This is a genomic window from Clostridium nigeriense (assembly GCF_900086595.1).
GTDB lineage: Bacteria > Bacillota > Clostridia > Clostridiales > Clostridiaceae > Clostridium > Clostridium nigeriense.
On sequence record NZ_LT575472.1, the window covers coordinates 32,608 to 54,761 of the forward strand.

Below are 22,154 nucleotides of genomic sequence, written 5' to 3' on the forward strand. Positions count from 1 at the left end.
TCTTTCATGCGAAAGTGCAATGTTATGCGGTATTAATCTCCCTTTCGAGAGGCTATTCCCCACTATAAGGCAGGTTGCCCACGTGTTACTCACCCGTCCGCCGCTAGGTTTGTTTCCGAAGAAACTCCCCTCGCTCGACTTGCATGTGTTAGGCACGCCGCCAGCGTTCGTCCTGAGCCAGGATCAAACTCTCAATAAAAAGTTTAATCTGTTGCTCAAATTACTTTGAGTCTTAATTTTAAGACTTAAAAGAATTGCTGGTTTATTTTACTTAACTTATATTCTGTTCAATTTTCAAAGACCATTTTCTTCTGTACTTGGTGACTCCCTTTCGGTGTTCCCCCGAGCACATGACATATAATATCATGATAATTATTCATGATTTTTACTAAATATAATTATTTAAACAAATTATTTTTGTATTACTTTTATTTTCTCCTTTTTTCTTAATAATACTATTATTGATACACCTGGTTAAGTTAACTTAATTTTTATTATTTATTCTTTATAAAACTGGCTAATTAATATGAGATCAATAGGTTTTCCATTAGACAATAGTAGCTTTTTATCTATAAATTCTTGTCATCATCTCTTATATTTACAATTTATATTAACTCTTTTAACAAATAAATTTAATAATAAAAAGATGAAGGTTTTAAAACCTTCATCTAAATATTTTCACTTATTACTTCTTTAAATTAACTTTTATAGCATCAGCAACGAATTGTACATTTGTTCCAACTATAACTTGAATGCTACCTTTTCCCGGTCTTATAACTCCTCTAGCTCCTAAAGCTGTTAATTTCTTATCTACTATAATAGAGTTATCTTTAACATTAAGTCTTAATCTTGTAACACAGTTATCTACTGTTAATATATTTTCTTTTCCACCTAAAGCTTCAATATAAGCTTTTGCTAATTGATCCATATCTCCAGTTATTGCTATATTTTCTGTAAATTCATCGTCATCATCTTCTCTACCTGGAGTTTTTAAGTTGAACTTAGTAATTATAATTCTAAATACTACATAATATATAGCTGCAACTACTAAACCTATTCCTATTATCCATAATGGATTTTCAGCCATTGGTGCTTTAAAGCTTAAAATCCAATCAACAAATCCAGCACTGAAGTTAAATCCAGCTCTTACTGGTAGTAATGCACAAACAGCTAAGGATATACCTGTTAAAACAGCATGTGCTACATATAATCCTGGTGCTAAGAACATGAATGCAAATTCTAATGGTTCTGTAACTCCTGTGAAGAATGAAGATAATGCAGCTGCTAATAATAATCCATATACAGCCTTTTTCTTATTATCTTTTGCAGTGTGGTACATAGCTAAAGCTCCTGCTGGTAAACCAAACATCATAACTGGGAAGAATCCTGTCATGTACATACCTGTTTGTCCTTGTACTCCTGTACCACCCCAGAAGTTAGCTATATCATTAATTCCTGCAACATCAAACCAGAATACTGAGTTAAGTGCATGGTGTAATCCTGTTGGTATTAATAATCTATTAAAGAATCCATAAATACCTGCTCCAACTGCATCTGTTGCGATAATTGCTTTACCAAATGATACTAGAGCTCCGTAAACTATTGGCCATACAAAGAATAATACTAATGCTGCAACTAATGAAGCTAAAGATGTCATTATAGCAACTGATCTCTTACCACTAAAGAATCCTAATGCGTCTGGTAATTTTGTTCCCTTAAATCTATTGTAGCAAGATGCTCCAATTAAACCTGAAACTATACCAACGAATTGAGTTTGAATTTTAGTAAATGCTGCTGGAACTTCTGCAACATCTATTCCCTTAAACATTGCTACAACTGCTGGACTTAATAAAGTTGTAATCATAAGCCATGAAACTAAACCTGCAAGTCCTGCTGTTCCATCATTGTCATCTGACATTCCTACTGCTACACCAATAGCAAATAAAATTGCCATGTTATCTATTAATGCTCCACCAGCCTTTAATAAGAAAGCTGCTGCTACACTGTTTGCGCCCCAACCTGTTGGGTCAATCCAATAACCTATTCCCATTAAAATACTTGCAACTGGAAGGGCTGCAACTGGAAGCATCAATGATTTTCCTAGTCTTTGAAGATACTTCATCATAATAATAATTCCTCCTTAAAATTTTTTATACAAATTTAAGCACTTAAAAATATAATTCCGTAAAATAAAAAAAGGCCGAAAAGGATATTACTATACTATAAATCCTTTTCGGCTCATGCTCAACTAATTTGATAACACGCCTAAATTTGTACTCATATTTAATTTACAATCATATTGTATCATCATATGTTATTGTTTTCAATACCTTTTTTAAAAAATTTTTAAAAAACTTTTATTTAATTACTTCTTAAATATTAGTAATTTTCCATCCTTTTTTCTATTAATTTATTGACAATTAATAATGAGTATATATATAATCATACTAGACGTGTTACTGTTTAATCAGGCATGAGTCCAATTAGCAAAATAGGACTTATGCCTTTTGTTTTTAATCAGCATACGCATTTATGTATTTATTACACTATTTTAATAAATACTATATATATAATTAGTATACCGATAAAATTTTTAGTAGAAAGGATGTGGATTCCTGATTGTTCAGGAAATACTATGTTTAAGTTTTTTAAAAATTTATTTAACTCAGAATCAAAAAACGAAGAAGCTGTAAATACAGTTACTAATGCTAATGCACTTGTTGCTCCTATTTCAGGTAAAGCAATGCCTTTATCAGAAGTACCTGATCCAGTTTTTGCTGAAAAGTTAGCAGGAGATGGAATGGCTATATTAGCTGAGGGAGATACTGTTGTTGCTCCAGCTGATGGAGAAGTTACTCTAATCTTTAAAACAAAGCACGCAGTTGCTATGACTCTAGATAATGGATTAGAATTACTTATTCACATCGGTCTAGAAACTGTTTCTCTTGAAGGAGAAGGTTTTGAACAATTAGTTGAACAAGGAACAAGAGTAAAAGCTGGTACTCCTTTAATAAAAATAGACAGAAATGTTATATTAAATAAAGGATTATCACTAGCAACTCCAGTTTTAATAACTAATGTTGATGCTGCTAAATCTATAACTCCAGTTGAAAGTGGAGATGTTGTTGCTGGAAAAACTGTTGTAGTTAATTTTGAAGTTTAATAATATTACTTAACTCAAAAAACAGCCATATTATGGCTGTTTTTTTATTCCTCATTATTTTCCAATAGATACTCTAAATCTTTCTATATGCATTGCTAAGTAAGCAACTTCATCTTCAGATATTTTATCTATATCCAATACCTTACATATTATCTTTTTGCTTTCTTCTGCAATTTTATATGATATTTTATATTTAGCTTTTATAATATCTACTAAATCATTTTTTATAGGCTTATTAGTAATAATTCTTTCTATTGCAAATCGAATATGAGTTAAAAATCTTGCATAGTCTAAGGATTTTCTATCTATTTGAATCTTTAGCCTATCTTCCACATGTTCTATTATAGAATTACTTAGAAAACTATACTTGATAGTATTTGATAATTTCCCGTTATTTCTAGCAGAGTGAATATGAAGAGCTATAAATCCTTTTTCACCTTCCGGAACATCAACATTAAGTTCTTCCTTTATTCTATTAGCTAACCTACTTGCCATACTAAATTCTCTTCCATAAAGAGTTTCTATTTCTACTAAGAAAGGATTCTGAATTTCTTCCTTATCTTCTAACCTTCTTATTGCATAGAATAAGTGATCAATTAAGCCTACATGAATATTCTCATTTAACTCTTCTCCTAATTCATCTGTAATCTCTGCTATTACTTCCTCTACCAATGCGATTAATTTTGTATCTACTCTATTTAATATTTCATCAAAATTTCTTTGATTATCTTTATCTTCAATTACAAATACCTTTTCTACTATAGTTCCCTTTTCTACAATATCACCTGGTTTTTTCCCAAATCCTATTCCCTTTTGAAATAAAATTCTTTCTTTTCCACTTTCTCTTACAAGCAATATGTTATTATTAAAAGATTTAACCACTTTTGCATTATTATTTAATATTATCTTCTCCACAACATTCCCTACCTTTTTCAATAATAATATTATTAGCTCCTTTCTAATATCCTATAAAACGTAACATGATCTCGCCAAGCCCCATTTATATATAAATATTTTTCATTTAAACCAAGCTCTTTAAACCCACACTTTAGGAGAACTGACCTAGATCTAATGTTATCAGTTAAAACTGAAGCCTCTAATCTATGAAGTTCCAGCTCATCTTCTGCATATCTTAATACTAAATTTAAAGATTCCTGCATATATCCCTTACCTTGATAATCTTTGTCCATAGAATATCCAACAATCCCACTTTTGAAAACACCATAAACTATATTTGATATTTTTACCTTTCCAATTAGCTTATCATTCTTATAAATACCTAAATCAACACCTGTACCATTCATAAGATTTTTATAACTTTCAAGAAGTAAATCTCTTTGAGTTTCATAAGTATAAAAGCTAGCATCTCTTGTAGGTTCATAATTACTTAAATGATCTTTATTTCTATTATAATAATCTAATAATTCCTCTGTACAATCTGGTGTAAAACTTTTTAACACTACATTGTTGCCCTTTAATTTTACAATATAATTTCTTTGTTTACTGTTAAATTCACTTCTGTTAATTCCAAAACTTAATTCATCTAAATAGACTCCATTTAATAAAATATTCTCAGTAAATATCCCTTCTAGTGTAAAACCTAAATCTAAAAATACCTTGTAATTAATATTTTCATCTACTAATATATTAGCTTTATATATAGTGTTGTCTTTAAATATTGCCTTTAATATGCTTATTACCGTTTCTCTTAATAACCTTTGTTTATTGTCTTTAAAAAATTTCAGTTTAAGATTACACTTCTTATTATCCTTGTCTAATTCAACTATAGTAAACCTTCCTATAAAGATATTATCTTTATCCTTAATTATATAGTCATTAAGACTTCCCTTAACAAGCTCTATAGTTACTTCTCTGATTTCATTCATAATATAATCTCCTAAGTTGAATATGTTTACTATTATCTATATTATAACGATAAAACCTGTATTTACACAATATCTTATATTCTACTAATTAATTAAATGTAAGCCCTTGTAGTTTTCATTAATTTATAAAACACCTCATATATTTTAGTGTTATCAATAATTTAGGAGATTCAATGGTTATTTTAAAGTTCTTAAAAAGAGGTAAAAAAATCAAAAAATTCATTAAGATTTCATGTATAATTTTACTATTTTTAATTATTATATTTATAATAAAATTAAATTTGTATGATATTTTTAAAGATTATTCAAATATTAATAATATAAATATAATTTCTGAGGATAATTTGATTAATGAAATAAAAAATACAAATAAAATAATTCCCTTAGAGGTGGAGCTTTCAAAATCAATTACTATAGATAAAAGTTTAGGAAATCTTGAAATTTTTGAAAAATATAAAAGAATAAAATTCTTTGCAAACTGTTCTTATTATATAGACTTATCTAAATTTACTGATGAAGATATTCAAATGGATGAAAAAAATACTACTTTAAATATTACTATACCTGAACCTAAAATCTTTAATATAAATATACTCAGAGAAAAAACCATTTATGAGGATACTTCTAACGGACTATTAAGATTTGGAGACATAAAGCTTACCTCAGAAGAATTTGATTTAATTCAAGATGAGGTGTACAAAAGCTTTGAAGAAACTCTTCAAGATAAAGATATATACAATAAAGCCTTATACAACTCTAAAATATCACTTACAAACTTATTAAATAAATTTATAAGTGATGAAATTAAAGTTAATATATCTTTTAAATAAATATGGTTAATATTCATTTTAGATGTATAATATTAAGTAAATATTTAATCATATATAATTGTAATGAATACTCTAAATTATAATTATGTATATTATTAATTGAAACATATATATAGGAGAGTGATAAAAATGAAAAAAATTGTTTTAGCAGGTGGATGTTTTTGGGGAGTTGAAGAATTTCTCTCTAGAATAAATGGTGTTACTTATACAGAAGTTGGTTATGCTAATGGAAGGACTGAAAATCCAACATATGAAGATGTATGTTACAAAAATACTTATTTTGCTGAAGCTTGCTTAGTTGAATATAACGATAAAATTCTAAACTTAAAAGATTTATTAAAAGAATATTGGTCTATAATAGATCCTACCACTTTAAATAGACAAGGTCCTGATTTAGGAAGTCAATATAGAACAGGTATATATTATTTAGACTCTTCTGATTTAGAAATAATATTAAATAGTAAGGAAGAAATACAAAAGAAATATGATAAGAAGATAGTTACTGAGGTTGTCCCTTTAAATAACTACTACAAAGCTGAGGAATATCATCAAAAATATTTAAAGAAAAATCCTGGTGGATATTGTCATATAAAATTATAATAGGGGCTGTGGAAGACAGCCCCTTAATGAAAAAAGTATAATCTAAAATTATACTTTTTTCTATTACTCATTTTTAACTATGCCATAGCACTATCTTATTTGTTCTTTTTATTGTATAAAAATAGCTGTGTAAGAAGTCCAGTTAATCCAACTAACATTATAGATAATCCAGGTATTCCTATATTTCTTTGCCCTATAATAATCATTGATAAGAATACTACAAATGCAATTATATTAATAATTATTTTTGTCATATTATTCATATACTACATCACCATCCATCTAATTTCACCAGGTTCTAAAGTAACATGAACCATATTACCATTACCATCATAGACATTGGTAACTTGCTCTTTGTTTGTATTATTTAAAATAGCATACTTATTAATACTTGGATAAGCATGTACTTCACAGTATAAATTATCTGCATACCACTTCTTAAATTCATTTTCCTTATTTGCAGAGTAATACAATGATCTCATTAATAAGCGTGTATTTTGCTCTGAATATGGAAGTCCAGCTATATAAACGCATCTTCCCTTTCCATAGTCATTACTTGAAAGATTTACTTCACCATTACTATAAGCAATTATTTTTGTTGAAGGCTTTGTAGCATAGATATTTCTCATTCCTTCACCAAAATCAAAGTCCTCTACCTTATCTTCCTTAATGAAATGTTTTTCAACTTCATCATGGAAATACTTATCAGTGTGTAGTGTAAAGCCTAATTCCTTATCTACACCAAAGGCATCTGCTAATTGGAAGAAGTGTCCTCCATTTTCAACTGCTGTTGGTTCACCAATACCAACAAATCCTCCACCATTATAAATCCATTCACGTATTGTAGCTACAAACTTAGGATCCTTCCATACATCCCCACCTGAGAATGCTGTATATGCATCTCCAGCGTTTATTATTACATCTATATCATTTGGTATCCCATTTTCCTTTATATCATCAAAGCTTATAAAAGTTACATCTACGCTAGCTCCACTTAATGATTCTAGCATTCCATTATATGAATATATTTGCTTACACCATAAAGCATGTGCAACCATATAAGGATGCCAACTTCTTAGTTTTCCCCAACTATTTAATATAGCTACCTTTAATCCACAGTAAGGTTCAACATCATGGACAATATCATATATCTCTCTAAATTCATCACAAGTTTTCTCTATATAATCAACAAACTTAGGGAACTTATATGCTAAACTTGGATATCCACCATATCCAATACGATCAATTGGTTTTCTCATAATAGCACGTCTTGCGCTTAACCAATTGTCAATTGCTTCAATTGTAGGATCATTTCCCTCATAAAAAGTATCTGGGAAAAAGTAAGGTAAAAATCTACCTTCATGATATTTAACACCAGGAATATCAGATATTAAACGAAGAGTAGCTCCCCCTCCAACACTTCCTACTACAGCATCTAGTCCAATTCCTGGGAAATACTTCCCATAAGGCTCAGTTCCTATCCAATTATCCCCAAGGAACATCATTGCCTCTTTTCCAGCCTTATGAGTTAACTCAACTAACTCTTTTGCTGTTTGAGAAACAAATCTTTGTTGGAAATCAATATAATCTAGATACTCCTTTGTAGGAACACAGAAGGTTGAATTATAATAACCATTTTGAACAAATACTTCTGGACGCAATTTATATTTATATTCTTCTTCAAATGCTAATAAAGCTTCAGTAGAAACACTAGCACCATATCCACACCAATCAACAAACTTTTCTTTTGCTAAATTATTAAATATTAATGTAAAGTGATAGAAAAATGTTGTAAACCTAACTACATCAGTATCAGGATTATCCTTTAACCATTGCTCTAAATATTCAAAAGCAAACTTTCTTGAATTTGGCTTTCTAACATCAAAAGGTATATCATGAGGAACATCTCCCCAATTATTTGTTATATGATTATACATTTGTGTTGGATCCCATAACACATATGCAAGGAAAGAAACTGTGTATTCATGGAACTCTTCACAATTATTTATTTTAACTATATTGTTTTCTTTATCATATTCCCAATTTTCAACTGGAACAACCTCATTAGTTGTTCTATCTATAACTTCCCACCATACTTTTGGATCATGATCATAATCAGCTTTTACTTGCTGATTATAATAGGAAGATAAGAATTTTATTTCTATATTTTTAGTAGTTGCTAATGTGTATTCACTCATCAAATATATTTGCTGACATTCATCCATATGCTTTTCAGCAAAATCATTATGACCACGTGCAACAAAATATGTTGTATAAATTTTTGCATCTAATTTCTTTATATCATCACTAAGTTTAGTACCATCACTATCGCGAATAGCATCTGCTCCCCAACGGGATAATAATTCTTTAGTTTCTTCAAGAAAATTGCTTTCACTAGGTAATGTAACTCTGCCTCTTGTCTTTGCCATAATTAATCCTCCTTAATCCTTTAATCCACCAAGGCTCATACCTTGTGTAAGTTTCTTTTGTACTAAAATATATAAAACTAATGTTGGTATCATTACAATTACCAAACCAGCATACATAATTCCATAATTAGTTGCTGTTTTTTCAACAGCCATTAAATTCTGTAATCCAACAGGTAAAGTCTTGTTCTTTGATGTCATTAATGTAAATGCAATAATATATTCATTCCAGAAAGCTAAAAAGTTAAATAATATTACTGTAATAATACTTGGCCTTGCCATTGGAACCATAATTTTAATCATTGTTTTAAAATATCCACATCCATCGATTAATGCAGCCTCTTCATAAGATTTAGGTAATGTTTTAAAATATCCACTTAAAAGATAAATAGTAAATGGTAAATGTGTTGATGCGTAAACTATTGCTAAAACCAAACGATTATTCAGAAAAAATCTAACATCAAACATTCTATTTGCAGAGCTTAACATTAAAAATATTGGAACAACAATATAATTAACGTTAACAAATAATCCTGCCATAAATCCTGCACTTAAAAACTTTTTACCTTTAAAATCAAATCTAGCTAAACAATAAGATGCTGGTAATGCTACAACTAATAATATACTAAGTGCTAAAGTTGTAACCATTACTGAATTTAACAAATACTCACCCATTTTAGCTTTACCAAAGGCAATGCTAAAGTTCTCCCAAATTAACTTTTTCGGAAAAGCAAATGGATTAACATCTTGTCCAACAAATTCAGCATTAGATTTAAGACTCGCCATAAATACCCAAGCAACTGGGACAATAATTGAAACTGCTAGAGTAATTAAGGCTATATAAATGAATATTTTATATAAACTATTAGTACTATTTGATTTTGTCTTGTTTATTCCTTTCATACCCTACCTCCTAAAACTCTAACACTTCACGCTCAGTAATTTTATTAATTACTGCTGATAAAATAAATGAGAATAAGAATACTGCAACTCCAATTGCCATTCCATATCCATAAGCTGATGATGTATATGCTTGCTTATACATATAACTTAAAAATACCTCTGTTTGTCCATTAGGCCCACCACCAGTCATTATTTGAACCATTAAGAAACTTAAATTAATTGTACTAATAACAAAAAATGTTAATGTAGTACGAATATTATCCCAAATAAGAGGTAAAGTAATTACAAAGAATTGCTTTATTTTACCTGCACCATCTAATCCTGCAGCCTCATAAAAACTATCTGGAATTGATGCCATACTAGCCATATACATAACCATATAGTATCCAATTGCCTGCCAAATCAATGCAAAAATTAAAGAATATATAACTATATTAGGATTACCCATCCACATTTGTTTTAAATTATCTAAATGTAAAAACCCTAATACACTATTTAATAATCCAGATTGAGGATCATAAATTGCTCCAAATATTGCTGAGATAACTACAACGCTTAAAATATTAGGTATATAAAATATTACTCTAAAAAAGTTTTTTCCTTTAAAGTCTTCTTTAGATAGTATTGCCGCAAAAAATACTGCAATTATAAGAGTAATAATAGTTACAAGTGTAATAATTAAAATTGAATTTTGTATAGATTGTAGGAAGTTTTGATCTTGTATTAAAATTTCAAAATTCTTAAACCCTTGAAATGTTCTATTGTTAGAAAGACCTCCCCACTTGTATAATGACATTCTAAATACATTAAATGTAGGTATTACCATAAATATTGTTACAAGAATTACAGCTGGTGTCATGCAGGCCAAAATAAATCGCCTTTGTGACTTTCTTTTATTCATATACTCTCACCTCTTTTTAAATCAAACGGTGAGTCATGAAACTCACCGTTTAACTATATAACTAACTTATCCTACTATTTTAAAGCTGCCTTACATTTTGCAAAAGTATCATTTAATTGAGCCTTCCATTGATCAGCAGTCATTGAACCATTGATTACAGAATCTACTGCACCATATACAGCTTTCTTAAAGTCTAGTCCTTCAATTACATCTGTTGTAGCCCAGTTTCCTAATGCAGGTAATACACCTTCTTGCTCATAAATGCTATAGAATAACTTCATATCTCCATCAAGTTTGTCAACAATTCCTTTAACTGGTTGAACAACTGGTGTAGCAACCATTTCTCCATCCTTGTTTGGAGCTTTATTAGCTAACATAAGATCAACTGCTTTATCTGAATATAAGAACTTAATAAATTCCTTAGCATCATCATGGTTCTTTCCATCCTTTGGTACCCAAGCTTGTTCAAAGAATGTATAAGCATAACGCTTTCCACCTTCTTCATAAGCTGGTAAAGGCATGAATCCCCATTTAAAGTTTTCTGGAGTTGACTCAGCCATTTCTCCAACTACCCAGTTACCATTAGGCATGAAAGCTGCTTGTCCATCTATTACAGCTTGTTGATTCTTCTTAAATCCACCATCACTATTTGCATTTGAAACTGTTGCATCCCAAGTATATGTTGCTAATTTTGCAATTGTATCAATTACAAGTTGTCCTTCTTTAGAATTCCAAGTATTAGCATCATATTCTAATGCCTTCTTATAATAATCATCTCCACCTGCTTGATATAATAATGCAAATAAAGTTCCATCTAAGTATCCTGATTGAGGATAAGTAAATAATGCTTTTCCTTCTGCCTTTAATTTATCTCCATACTTCCACATTTCATCCCAAGTTGCAGGTGCTTTTCCATTTTCAAATTTAGATGCATCATACCATAATCCTGTTGGTGAATAGAAAATAGGAGCTAAATAAGTTTTTCCATCTCCATATGGTTGTGTAATTGCATTTTCTGCAAATCCATCTGCTAATTTATCTTTTAATTCACCAGTAAATACATCAGAAATATCTAATAAAGCATTTTCTTTAATCATTGTTTCTGTGAATCCACTTTTTTGTCCTATGTTATAATAAACAACATCAGGATATTCTCCATCTAACATTTGAGGACGTAATTCCTCATCTAATTTTGAAGAAAGTTGTAATTGAACATCTACATCTTTATTTTCTTCTTCAAAAGCCTTCTCAAGATTTTTCCATATTTCCGCTCCATTTCCACCCTCAAATGCAGCTACCTTTAAAACTCTTTTTTCTCCCTCAACTTTATCTCCGCCAGTTGTTTTAGAACCACACCCTACAAGTGTTGTTGCAGCCATAAGAGCTACTAATGACATACATAATAATTTTTTCATAAAATCTCGTCCCCTTTAAATTTTTATAATTTCTTGTTTTTATAAAATAAAAAGTCTATCTACAATTTATAGTATAATTTTAAGTAAACGTTTTTTCTATAATGATATTGTCTTGTTTTATCTATATATTGTTATTGATAAATTACTAATAGCATTATACCTTAATTTTAATTGTTTACCAATATTTTCTTTGTTATAATCTGTTATATAAACATTTACACAAAGAATTTTATACATTTTTATATACTTTTTTACAAGAAAGAAGGGTATTGATATGAAAAAACCAAATATTATATTATTGATGTGTGATCAATTTCGTGGTGATTGCTTATCTTTCAATGGACATCCTGATGTAAAAACTCCATATTTAGATACACTAGCAACAACAGGTATAAATTTTGATAATGCTTATTCAGCTTGTCCTAGTTGTATTCCTGCTAGAGTTGCACTATTTACTGGTAAAAGCCAAAAAAATCATGGTCGCGTCGGCTACGAAGATGGAATCCCTTGGAATTATGATCATATGCTAGCTGAAGAATTATCTAATAATGGATATCAAACTCAATGTATTGGTAAAATGCATGTTGATCCACCTAGACTATCTTGCGGATTTAATAATATTAAACTTCATGACGGATATTTAGCTCATTATAGAAGCAATCTTATCCCCCATTACCAACATCAAGAAGTAACAGATGACTACTTATATTACTTAAAAGATAAAGAGGGACAAACTGCGGATTTTAATGTAACTGGTCCTGAGTGTAATTCTTGGATTACTCATCCATGGATTTATGAGGAAAAACTTCATCCAACAAATTGGGTAGTAGATGAAAGTATTAGATTTTTAAAAACAAGAGATAGAACAAAACCATTTTTCTTAATGAGTTCCTTTGTTCGTCCACATCAACCTTTTGATGCACCTAAATCTTATTTTGATATGTATAAAGATAAATCTTTAAGAGAACCAGCAAGTGGTGATTGGGTTGATCCAAGCCTTACTGAAAAATACGGAAGTATAAAAGATTCAATTTATGGTTGTAAGGATAAAGATCTACGTCATGAAGCTATGTGCGGATATTATGCATGTATAACCCATGTAGATCATCAAATAGGAAGGCTAATTACCTCTTTAATCGAGGATGGAACTTATGATGACTCTATTATTCTGTTCTTATCTGACCATGGTGAACTTTTATTTGATAACAACTTATATCGCAAAGCCTTCCCATATGAAGGAAGTACTCATATCCCACTAATTATTCATGTTGGTGATAATATAAAACATAAGGCACCATTTAGAAGTGATACACTTGTTGAACTTAGAGATATAATGCCTACAATTTTAGATTTTGCTGGTATAAAAATCCCTAAAGGTGTAGATGGTTTTTCATTAGTTCCAGAAATTTGTGGCGATAAAAAAAATCATCGTGATTATTTACATGGTGAACATAGTTTCCATTCAAGTTTATCTAATCATTATATTGTTACTAAATCGGATAAATTTATATGGTATAGCGAAAAAAATGAAGAACAATATTTTAATCTAAAAGATGATCCTAGGGAGGAATATAATTTAATTAATAATAAATTATATAAAGAACGTATTGATTATTTAAGAAACTGTTTAATTAAAGAATTGTTGGATAGAGAGGAAGGATATACTGATGGATTTACTCTTAAAACAGGGTGTAATCCTGTAAATACCTTATCTCATATATTATAATTAATTTTAGATGGGAGAATATAAATGAAAAGAAATTTAAGTCTAATGATAAAACCATCTTCTAGTAAATGTAATTTAAACTGTAAATATTGTTTTTATCATTCTATAGCAGAAGCTAGGGATATTGAAGATTATGGATTCCTAAAGGAAGATACTCTTAAGGTTATAATAGAAAAGGCTTCTGATTATTGTAATGGTGGAAGTTGTGTAATTGGATTTCAGGGAGGGGAACCTTTACTTATAGGTTTAAATTTTTATAAAAAACTTATTGAGTTTGTAAAGGACTTTGGAAATAATACTAATTTTTCTTTTTCTCTTCAAACAAATGGCACATTAATTACAGATGAATGGGCAGAATTTTTTAGTAAAAATAACTTTCTAATTGGTTTATCTCTTGATGGTAACAAAGATATTCATAATTTAAATAGAGTTAACTATAAAAATGAAGAAACATTTAATAAAGTTATGAGAGGAATAAAGTTACTTCAAAAGTATAATGTTGAATTTAATATACTTACAGTTGTAACTTCCGCTTTATGTAAAAAAATTGAAAGTACTTATAACTTTTTTAAGAAAAATAATTTTAAATATCTACAATTTATACCCTGTTTAGAACCATTAGAAAATACTTCTTTGACTTCAAGGAAGTTTTCTATTACAAAAGAAGAATATAAAAATTTTTTAATGAAGCTTTTTGACCTTTGGTATGAGGATGCTATTAATAATAACTATGTTAGCATACGAATGTTTGATAATATTCTTGGCTTGTTTTTTAATCAAGATTATGAAGCTTGTGATATGAAAGGAGTCTGCTCTTGCCAACATATTATAGAAAGTGATGGTTCAGTTTATCCTTGCGATTTCTATACTTATGAAACTTATAAAATTGGAAATATATTAACTGATTCCTTTAATATTATGCATAGGAATACTACTACGATTAATTTTTTAAATAGTTCTATTAATAAAAATAGTAAGTGTAACAGTTGTAAATACTATTCTATTTGTAGAAACGGTTGTAGGCGTCATAGGGAAAATCAAGTTAACAACCTTAATTATTTCTGTGAAGCATACTACGATTTCTACTCCTATTCAATAGATAGATTTAATGATGTAGCCTTTAAAATAAAAACAAGGAAAATAATATTATAAACTTATAGCAATATTGCTAATTTATTATGTCAATATTGCTATAATAACAATATTATAATTTTATATATATTGTGATATAATAAAATAAATATACATATGAAATGGGGGTATAAAATGGGAATCACCCGATATCTAGTAAATAAGAACAATTATGAACCTAATTATGAGTTGCTTTATATAAGTAAATCCAAATTTGAAAACGATTGGCATAGTACTGCTCACTTTCATCCTTTTACTGAAATATTTTTTATAACTAATGGATCAGGAGCATTTCATTTAAACGATCAAATTGTAAATGTTAACAAATGGGACTTAATAATTATTAATCCTAATTGTCTTCATACTGAAAAGTCTTCTTTATCTGATGTTCCTCTTGAATATATAGTTCTTGGAATAGATAATTTAATTTTAAATTTTCCAGAATCCCATAGCTTGACTAGTAACGAACATCAAATAAAATTATATGAAATAATGAACCTTTCCAAAGATAAAAATTTGATTTTAGATTATTTTAATACTTTAATAAAGGAAGTAGAAAGTAAAGAATTTAATTATGAAATTATTTGTAAAAGTATATTAACCTTATTTATAACACACATCATACGCAGCACAACTTCACTACTATTCATAGAAGAATCCCAAGAAAAATTAAATTTAGAATGTATAAAAATTAAAAACTATATAGATGCTCACTATTCTCAAAATATCACTTTGGATTATTTATCCGATTTATCATATATGAATAAATTTCACTTAGTTCATACCTTTACTAAACAAATAGGAGTATCCCCTATAAATTATGTTATAAACAAACGAATTGGGGAAGCAAAAAACCTTCTTGCTACTACTAACTATTCAATTAGAGATATTGCATCTATTGTTGGTTTTTCTAACTCATCCTACTTTAGTCAAATGTTTAAAAAAGTTTCAGGTACAACACCAAAAGATTATAGATTAAAAAATTCAAAAGTAGAAATAAAAGAAACTCAAAAAGGGCTGTAACAAACAGCCCTTAATGTAAAATATACAATTTAGAATTTAAAACTTATGCTACAGCTCTATTATTCATTTATATCTAAAATAGATTTTATAACTTCTCCGCCTAAAATCATTCCTGCTACTGGAGGAACAAAGGACATACTTCCTGGTATTTGTCTTTTAGATGCGCATTTTTTAGTGCCGCCAGTACAAACACATCCAGTTTTACAAGTAACTACATCTTCCTCCTTAGGTCTTCTTGGTTTTTCCTCTGAATACACGACTTTCAGCTTTTTAACACCTCTTTTTCTAAGCTCGTATCTCATAACTTTAGCAAGAGGACAAACTTTTGTGTTATATATATCAGATACTTTAAATTGGGTTGGATCTAATTTATTTCCTGTACCCATTGAAGCTATTATATTAATTCCTTTTTCATAACAATATTGTGCTAATGCTATTTTAGCAGATACAGTATCTATAGCATCTATTACATAGTCAACATCATCTGGAATTAATTCTGCCAAATTATCAGGGGTTACAAAAATTTGATGAGTTATTACATTACATTTTCTATTTATTGAAAGGATTCTTTCCTTCATAACATCTACTTTAACTTTACTTACTGTATTATATGTAGCATGTATTTGTCTATTTAAATTAGTTAAACATACAGTATCATCATCTACTAATATCAAAGTTCCTACTCCTGCTCTAGTTAATGCCTCCACTGCAAAGCTTCCTACTCCTCCAACACCAAATACCATTACTTTCGCATTTTTTAGTTTTTCTAGTCCATCTTTTCCTATAAGTAGTTCTGTCCTAGACAATGGATGTTGTATCATTAATTTCTCTCCTTTTACATTTATCTTAATTTTAAAATATTTAAATTTAATATATCTTATTTTAGACTATTATTAGTGTATAAACAATAATATTTTTATTTGAATTTTAAACAATTAAAATATATTAAGTTAAAAAGTAGTAAATTATATATTTTATTTAAATAAAGTAGATAATATGTTAAGATATTAAAAGATTTAAGTTATACATACATAACTTTAAGGAGGAAAGTTTATGATTTTAGGAATTATAAGTGCAATGACAGAAGAATTAGAACTTCTTTTAAAAGATATGGATATAAAAGAAGAAACTAAAAAAGCTAATATGACTTTTTATAGAGGTACTTTAGGAAGTAAAGATATTATTGCAGTAGTTTGTGGAATTGGTAAAGTTAATGCTGCAGTTTGCTCTCAAATATTAATATCTGAATTTAATGCTACTTCTATAATAAATGTTGGAGTTGCTGGGGGAATTGGTAAGGATATTTATCCTGGAGATGTTGTAGTTGGCACTAATTTAGTACAGCATGATATGGATACTACAGCTTTTGGAGATCCCCATGGTCAAATTCCAAGATTAGATACCTTTGATTTTAAGTGTAATGAAACTTTAGTTAAAGCTGCCTTAGAAGCTTGTGAAGAAATAAATGAAATAAATACTTTCTCAGGTAGAATAATTTCTGGGGATCAATTTATTTCAAGTGTAAATAAAATTAAATGGTTTGAAGAAGAATTTAAGGCTATGGCATGTGAAATGGAAGGTGCTAGCATAGCTCAAGTTTGTTATTTAAATAATATTCCTTGTGTAGTTATTAGATCAATTTCTGATAATGCTAATAACGGTGCTCATATGGATTATGAAAAATTCATTCCTATAGCCGTAAGAAATTCAACTATTATATTAAAAAATATGCTTAAAAAACTTTAAATGGGTAGAAATGTAATATTGCTTTTTCCATCGCTTTGCTCCAAGTAAACGCAATATTACATTTTATCCTTTACACTAAAAAGCAATAATTTCTCATTCTTTCTTATAAAAAAATAAAGACTCACTAAGGAGTCTTATTCTTATTAATTCATATATTTTAAGCCATTGTTTGAATTACCCATGGAATTCCATAGGATATAATAGTCATTATTATTGTTGCTATTATTAATCCTACAAAGATTGCTAAGGATGCTTTTTTAGTTTTGATTCCAAGTAATGCTGCTATAAGTGCTCCTGTCCATGCACCTGTTCCTGGTAAAGGTACTCCAACAAATAAGGCAAGTCCCCAAAATTCATATTTTTGAATTTGCTCACTTTTAGCCATTGATTTCTTTTCTAACTTCTCAACCATAGGTTTAAATAACTTAGTTTTTTTCATCCAGTTAAATATTGGTGTAATGAAAAATAAAATAAATGGAATAGGAACTATATTTCCTAAAACACATAGAAATATAGCATTAAATACTCCAATTCCTAATAATGAAGCTGCAATTAAGCCACCTCTTAATTCTAAAATAGGCACCATGGATATTATAAATGCTATAAGCTCCTTTGGCATAAAGCTTAATGTACTAGTAAACCAATTAATTAATGAATCTGTCATAATATACTCCTTATACTATATACTTCTTTAAATCTTATTTATAAACATGCAATTATTGGTATATATATAAGATTACATAATAAATACATAGTATTCAAGTCCTTAATTCTACATTATAATTTTTTTCTAATTAAAACTTTTCCTTATCTCTAAAAAACCTCTTTAATAAGGCATCTTTAAAAATTAAGTTCTTTTAATAGAGTCTTATAATATTGATATTTCTGATTAAATTCAATTGCTGCTTCTTTTGATCTTTCACTTCCATTATGCTCTGCTATTATCTTAAGTCTATCATTTAGAGTATCTAACTTTTCTTGGTGATTTAAAAAATATTTAATCATATCATCACATTCTTTTAATGTTTCTTTCTCTTTATCATTAATATCTTCAAATTTAGATATTTCTTTTCTATCATCAATCACATTTTCAACATCACGAATAATATCATTTATACTGTCAACACTCCACATTGGATGAACAGAATCATAGTATGGCTCACTATAACCATCATCTATAAGTTGCATTTCATTAAGAAAATTATCAATTGTCCATAGTTCATTTGAATCTCTTGAGATTAAGTTACCTGTATCTGCTAAATCATATAGTTCTTCAGCATGTCCCTTGTATTTTTCTACTTCATATCTTAGTTCCTCACTCTCAGTGTTTTCCACGACTTCCCCACCTGTACTATTTTCCTCATGATTAACTGTACTTGTATTAAAATCGCTTTTAGGCATATTATATATGAAGATTCCTCCCCCTGTTAATAATACAGCTATTACTCCTGCTACAATTCCTTTCATTCCAAGACTTTTCCCAGTAGCTTTTAATTCCTCGCTAACTATATCATTACCTAAACATTCTCCACTATCAAAAGATTTAGATGCTTCACTATTTAAACTACTATGGTTAATTAGTTCTGTTTCTCCTAATACTGTACCACTATTGCTATTAACTACATTACTTAAAATATTTTGTGAATTTTCTGCTGATATTCCCTCTGCTTGTAAGGCATATCTAAGCATAAAGAAAATAAATGGCAATCCAGTAATACCATAAAGTTTTGTACCCTTCTTTTCTAAGGCTTCTACTTCTACTTGTATCTTCTTCCTCCCATAATTGAGCCTGCTTTTTACTGTTCCATCTGAAATATTTAACTTTTCTGCAATTTGTTTAACTGATAGTCCGTTATAATATCTAAGATAGATTACTTCCTTTTGTTCTTTTGGAAGAGATTCCAATATATCTAATATCATTCTCTGATTTTCTTTACTATCTAATAACTCTTGAGGCAAAAGGTCTATATCAGTTTCATACTGAAGTTCAAAAATCCCTTGTCCATCTTCAGATAGTAAGACTTCTTTTTTCGTTTTATCTAAATATCTTATAGTCTTATTTTTTGCTATAATAAACATCCAAGAAGTAAATGCTTTACTATCTTTTAATGTGTCTATCTTTTTATTAACCTGTATATAAGTATCTTGTACAAGTTCAATACAATCTTCATTATTTAAAGAATCACTTAAAGAAAATATATAATTATACAATTTATTATTTGTTTCTAAATATATAATTTCAAACTTACTTTCATCACCATTTTTAAATTCTTCTACGCACCTTATAAATTGGTTTCTCTCCATAATGTTACCCCTTATACATATTCTCATTTTATGGTAACAATTTCAATTTTATATGTCAATGCTTTGATTTATCCCCATTATATCTTAATACTAACTTTACATTCTTATATATTTTATCTTCAACTTCTTTCCCTAATCTATTAGAATATAATGCCTCTCTAATAATTAAAGTGAATATATACTTTTTTTCACTAATATCCTTCACACTATTCCTCCATTATTATTCAGCTTCAATATTTCTCCCTATCATCTATTTACTATATAGATACATAATTGGTCTACTAGGTTTTATTTTTTTATATTTAAATAGATACCATTGATTATTAACGATAACTTTTATTTAAATTATTATCTTCCCCCTTAAAAATGTTATATATTTTTCAAACTACTTATACTCATAGATTTAATGCAATAAAAAAAGAGTAAGGATTTAGGATTAAAAAATTACATAAAACCTTGTAATTCCTAGCTTTCCTCACTCTTTAAAAATATTTATTTTATTCTTAGTTTATCTTTATTTTGTGGCTACAACAAATGTACACGTCAAAAAAAGACTGAACAACCTTGAACCTTGAGGAAAAGTTGATGAAATGCTCGCATAGAGCGAGGTTCGGGGATTCAATCTGATTCAATTGATAAAATAAAGATTGGATAATACAATAAGGTTTTTGATTCAATTCTCTTCAATAAAATTCAATAAAAAAGAACAGGCTGGTACTGCTCAATATGCCCTCAAGCATCTGTTTTCAATACCTTTCTGCTCTTCTTTCTTATATATTTCTTCTTACTTTCTTCGTTCTGTTCAATCTTTATTTTTCTTGGTTAATCTTTTTTTGATGGGTACAACAAACTAAAATTTATGAATAAATAATCCACTCCTAGGCTTTGGTTCAAACCAAGTTGATTTTGGTGGCATAATTTCTCCACTATCTGCAATTGCCATTATATCTTCTGTTGTTGTAGGGTACATAGAAAAACTAACCTTCATATCAGTATTGGCTCTTCTTTCAAGTTCTTTTAATCCTCTTATACCACCTATAAATTTAATTCTTTTAGATTTTCTTGGATCATCTATTCCTAATATTGGCCTTAATAAATTATTTTGAAGTATTGATACATCTAATCTATCTACAGGATCTTTTGGATTAAATATACCATCTTTGGCTTTTAATAAATACCATTGATTTTCTAAGTACATACCGAAGGTATGTTTTTCTCTTGGCTTAACTTGTTCATTACTTTCAGTAACTTCAAAACTCTCATTTACCTTGCTTAAAAATTCTTCTTTAGAAAGTCCATTTAAGTCTTTAACTGTTCTATTATAATCCAATACTTCTAATTCGCTATCTGGATATGATATAGATAAGAAGAAATTAAATTCCTCTTCTCCTGTATACTCTTCTTTTTCTGCTCTTTTTATATGACCAACTTTTACTGCTGAAGCTGATCTATGATGCCCATCTGCAATATATAAATATTTTACTGATTTAAATAACTCTTGTAATTTACTTACTGTATTTTCATCATCTATAATCCAAACAATATGAGCTACTCCATCATCAGCCTTAAAATCATATATAGGCTCTTTCTTAACCCATTCATTTATTATATTGGAAATATCTTTATTTTCTCTATAAGTTAAAAATATTGGACCAGTATGAGCTTCACAATTATAAACATGATTTATTCTATCAATTTCCTTTTCTTCTCTTGTTAATTCATGCTTCTTAATAACATTATTAGTGTAATCATCTATAGAAGCGCATGCAACAAGTCCTGTTTGGCTTCTTCCCTTCATAACTTGCCTATAAACATAGTATCTAGGTTTTTCATCTTCTACATATAATCCATCATCAATCATTTTATCTAAATTTTGTTTTGCTTTAACGTAAACTCTATCATCATATACATCTATATTTGTAGGCAAATCTACCTCTGCCTTATCTACGTGCAAGAATGAATAAGGATTGTCCTTTACCATCTCTCTAGCCTCATCACTATCCATAACATCATAAGGTAATGCAGCTATCTTATCTACAAATTCCTTCATAGGCCTTATTGCCTTAAAAGGTCTAATTATTGCCATTAAAATTCCTCCTA

General features: G+C 28.7%; 20 protein-coding genes. 7 read left to right on the forward strand and 13 right to left on the reverse strand.

All coding sequences use genetic code 11. From position 1 onward, the window contains the following. Nucleotides 1-685: 685 nt before the first annotated feature. Nucleotides 686-2,125 carry an N-acetylglucosamine-specific PTS transporter subunit IIBC gene (gene nagE / locus BN6774_RS00140; protein ID WP_066889030.1) on the reverse strand — a complete coding sequence of 480 codons (1,440 nt, stop codon included), beginning with the start codon at nucleotides 2,123-2,125 and terminating at the stop codon, nucleotides 686-688. Nucleotides 2,126-2,635: 510 nt separating this feature from the next. Here nagE and BN6774_RS00145 point away from each other — a divergent pair. Next, complete coding sequence (locus tag BN6774_RS00145) at nucleotides 2,636-3,163, forward strand: PTS sugar transporter subunit IIA (RefSeq protein ID WP_066896340.1); 528 nt, start codon at nucleotides 2,636-2,638, stop codon at nucleotides 3,161-3,163. A gap of 54 nt (nucleotides 3,164-3,217) precedes the next feature. On the opposite strand, the gene glcT is transcribed toward BN6774_RS00145, so the two are convergent. Together glcT and BN6774_RS00155 are read right to left on the reverse strand one after the other, a co-directional pair. Then, entirely contained in the window at nucleotides 3,218-4,078 is an 861-nt protein-coding gene (glcT, locus tag BN6774_RS00150; protein WP_066896342.1) for a glucose PTS transporter transcription antiterminator GlcT, read from the reverse strand. Nucleotides 4,079-4,110: 32 nt separating this feature from the next. Continuing rightward, a complete protein-coding gene (locus tag BN6774_RS00155) occupies nucleotides 4,111-5,049 on the reverse strand; it encodes a GNAT family N-acetyltransferase (protein ID WP_066889032.1) in 939 nt (312 codons plus the stop codon). 173 nt (nucleotides 5,050-5,222) lie between these two features. Here BN6774_RS00155 and BN6774_RS00160 point away from each other — a divergent pair, with 173 nt between their 5' ends. Further along, a complete protein-coding gene (locus BN6774_RS00160) occupies nucleotides 5,223-5,879 on the forward strand; it encodes a DUF4230 domain-containing protein (protein ID WP_066889039.1) in 657 nt (218 codons plus the stop codon). A 129-nt stretch (nucleotides 5,880-6,008) separates the two neighbouring features. Then, entirely contained in the window at nucleotides 6,009-6,479 is a 471-nt protein-coding gene (gene msrA / locus BN6774_RS00165) for a peptide-methionine (S)-S-oxide reductase MsrA (protein ID WP_066889040.1), read from the forward strand. Between the two features lie 95 nt (nucleotides 6,480-6,574). Here the strand turns inward: msrA and BN6774_RS18595 are convergent, their stop codons facing one another. The 5 genes from BN6774_RS18595 to BN6774_RS00185 form a co-directional block, all read right to left on the reverse strand. Beyond that, nucleotides 6,575-6,742 (reverse strand): DUF6903 family protein, encoded by a 168-nt coding sequence (locus tag BN6774_RS18595; RefSeq protein WP_167349593.1) that lies wholly within the window; start codon nucleotides 6,740-6,742, stop codon nucleotides 6,575-6,577. A gap of 3 nt (nucleotides 6,743-6,745) precedes the next feature. Next, nucleotides 6,746-8,908, reverse strand: a complete 2,163-nt coding sequence (gene gnpA, locus BN6774_RS00170; protein WP_066889041.1) for a 1,3-beta-galactosyl-N-acetylhexosamine phosphorylase — start codon at nucleotides 8,906-8,908, stop codon at nucleotides 6,746-6,748. Between the two features lie 12 nt (nucleotides 8,909-8,920). Beyond that, entirely contained in the window at nucleotides 8,921-9,808 is an 888-nt protein-coding gene (locus tag BN6774_RS00175) for a carbohydrate ABC transporter permease (protein ID WP_066889043.1), read from the reverse strand. Between the two features lie 10 nt (nucleotides 9,809-9,818). Continuing rightward, nucleotides 9,819-10,709 (reverse strand): carbohydrate ABC transporter permease, encoded by an 891-nt coding sequence (locus tag BN6774_RS00180; RefSeq protein ID WP_066889045.1) that lies wholly within the window; start codon nucleotides 10,707-10,709, stop codon nucleotides 9,819-9,821. 74 nt (nucleotides 10,710-10,783) lie between these two features. After that, nucleotides 10,784-12,124, reverse strand: coding sequence for a carbohydrate ABC transporter substrate-binding protein (locus BN6774_RS00185; protein ID WP_066889048.1), 1,341 nt, complete (start codon nucleotides 12,122-12,124; stop codon nucleotides 10,784-10,786). A gap of 274 nt (nucleotides 12,125-12,398) precedes the next feature. On the opposite strand from BN6774_RS00185, the gene BN6774_RS00190 reads away from it, so the two are divergent. The 3 genes from BN6774_RS00190 (at nucleotide 12,399) to BN6774_RS00200 (ending at nucleotide 16,004) form a co-directional block, all read left to right on the forward strand. Continuing rightward, entirely contained in the window at nucleotides 12,399-13,850 is a 1,452-nt protein-coding gene (locus tag BN6774_RS00190) for an arylsulfatase (RefSeq protein WP_066889050.1), read from the forward strand. Nucleotides 13,851-13,874: 24 nt separating this feature from the next. Further along, entirely contained in the window at nucleotides 13,875-15,002 is a 1,128-nt protein-coding gene (locus tag BN6774_RS00195) for an anaerobic sulfatase maturase (RefSeq protein ID WP_066889051.1), read from the forward strand. Nucleotides 15,003-15,116: 114 nt separating this feature from the next. Further along, nucleotides 15,117-16,004 carry an AraC family transcriptional regulator gene (locus BN6774_RS00200; protein WP_066889053.1) on the forward strand — a complete coding sequence of 296 codons (888 nt, stop codon included), beginning with the start codon at nucleotides 15,117-15,119 and terminating at the stop codon, nucleotides 16,002-16,004. A 59-nt stretch (nucleotides 16,005-16,063) separates the two neighbouring features. On the opposite strand, the gene BN6774_RS00205 is transcribed toward BN6774_RS00200, so the two are convergent. Continuing rightward, nucleotides 16,064-16,825 (reverse strand): tRNA threonylcarbamoyladenosine dehydratase, encoded by a 762-nt coding sequence (locus tag BN6774_RS00205; protein ID WP_066889058.1) that lies wholly within the window; start codon nucleotides 16,823-16,825, stop codon nucleotides 16,064-16,066. 232 nt (nucleotides 16,826-17,057) lie between these two features. On the opposite strand from BN6774_RS00205, the gene BN6774_RS00210 reads away from it, so the two are divergent. Then, nucleotides 17,058-17,750 (forward strand): 5'-methylthioadenosine/adenosylhomocysteine nucleosidase, encoded by a 693-nt coding sequence (locus BN6774_RS00210; RefSeq protein WP_066889064.1) that lies wholly within the window; start codon nucleotides 17,058-17,060, stop codon nucleotides 17,748-17,750. Between the two features lie 157 nt (nucleotides 17,751-17,907). Here the strand turns inward: BN6774_RS00210 and BN6774_RS00215 are convergent, their stop codons facing one another. The 4 genes from BN6774_RS00215 to BN6774_RS00225 form a co-directional block, all read right to left on the reverse strand. Beyond that, a complete protein-coding gene (locus BN6774_RS00215) occupies nucleotides 17,908-18,414 on the reverse strand; it encodes a COG2426 family protein (RefSeq protein ID WP_066889066.1) in 507 nt (168 codons plus the stop codon). 176 nt (nucleotides 18,415-18,590) lie between these two features. Continuing rightward, nucleotides 18,591-20,054, reverse strand: coding sequence for an RNA polymerase sigma factor (locus BN6774_RS00220; RefSeq protein ID WP_066889068.1), 1,464 nt, complete (start codon nucleotides 20,052-20,054; stop codon nucleotides 18,591-18,593). Nucleotides 20,055-20,109: 55 nt separating this feature from the next. Continuing rightward, nucleotides 20,110-20,259: a hypothetical protein gene (locus tag BN6774_RS18395; protein WP_159426796.1), complete on the reverse strand. Its 150-nt coding sequence runs from the start codon at nucleotides 20,257-20,259 to the stop codon at nucleotides 20,110-20,112. Nucleotides 20,260-20,904: 645 nt separating this feature from the next. Further along, the gene (locus BN6774_RS00225) at nucleotides 20,905-22,140 is read right to left on the reverse strand and encodes a DUF1015 domain-containing protein (RefSeq protein WP_066889070.1); all 1,236 of its coding nucleotides are present in this window, start codon (nucleotides 22,138-22,140) and stop codon (nucleotides 20,905-20,907) included. Between the last annotated feature and the right edge of the window lie 14 nt (nucleotides 22,141-22,154).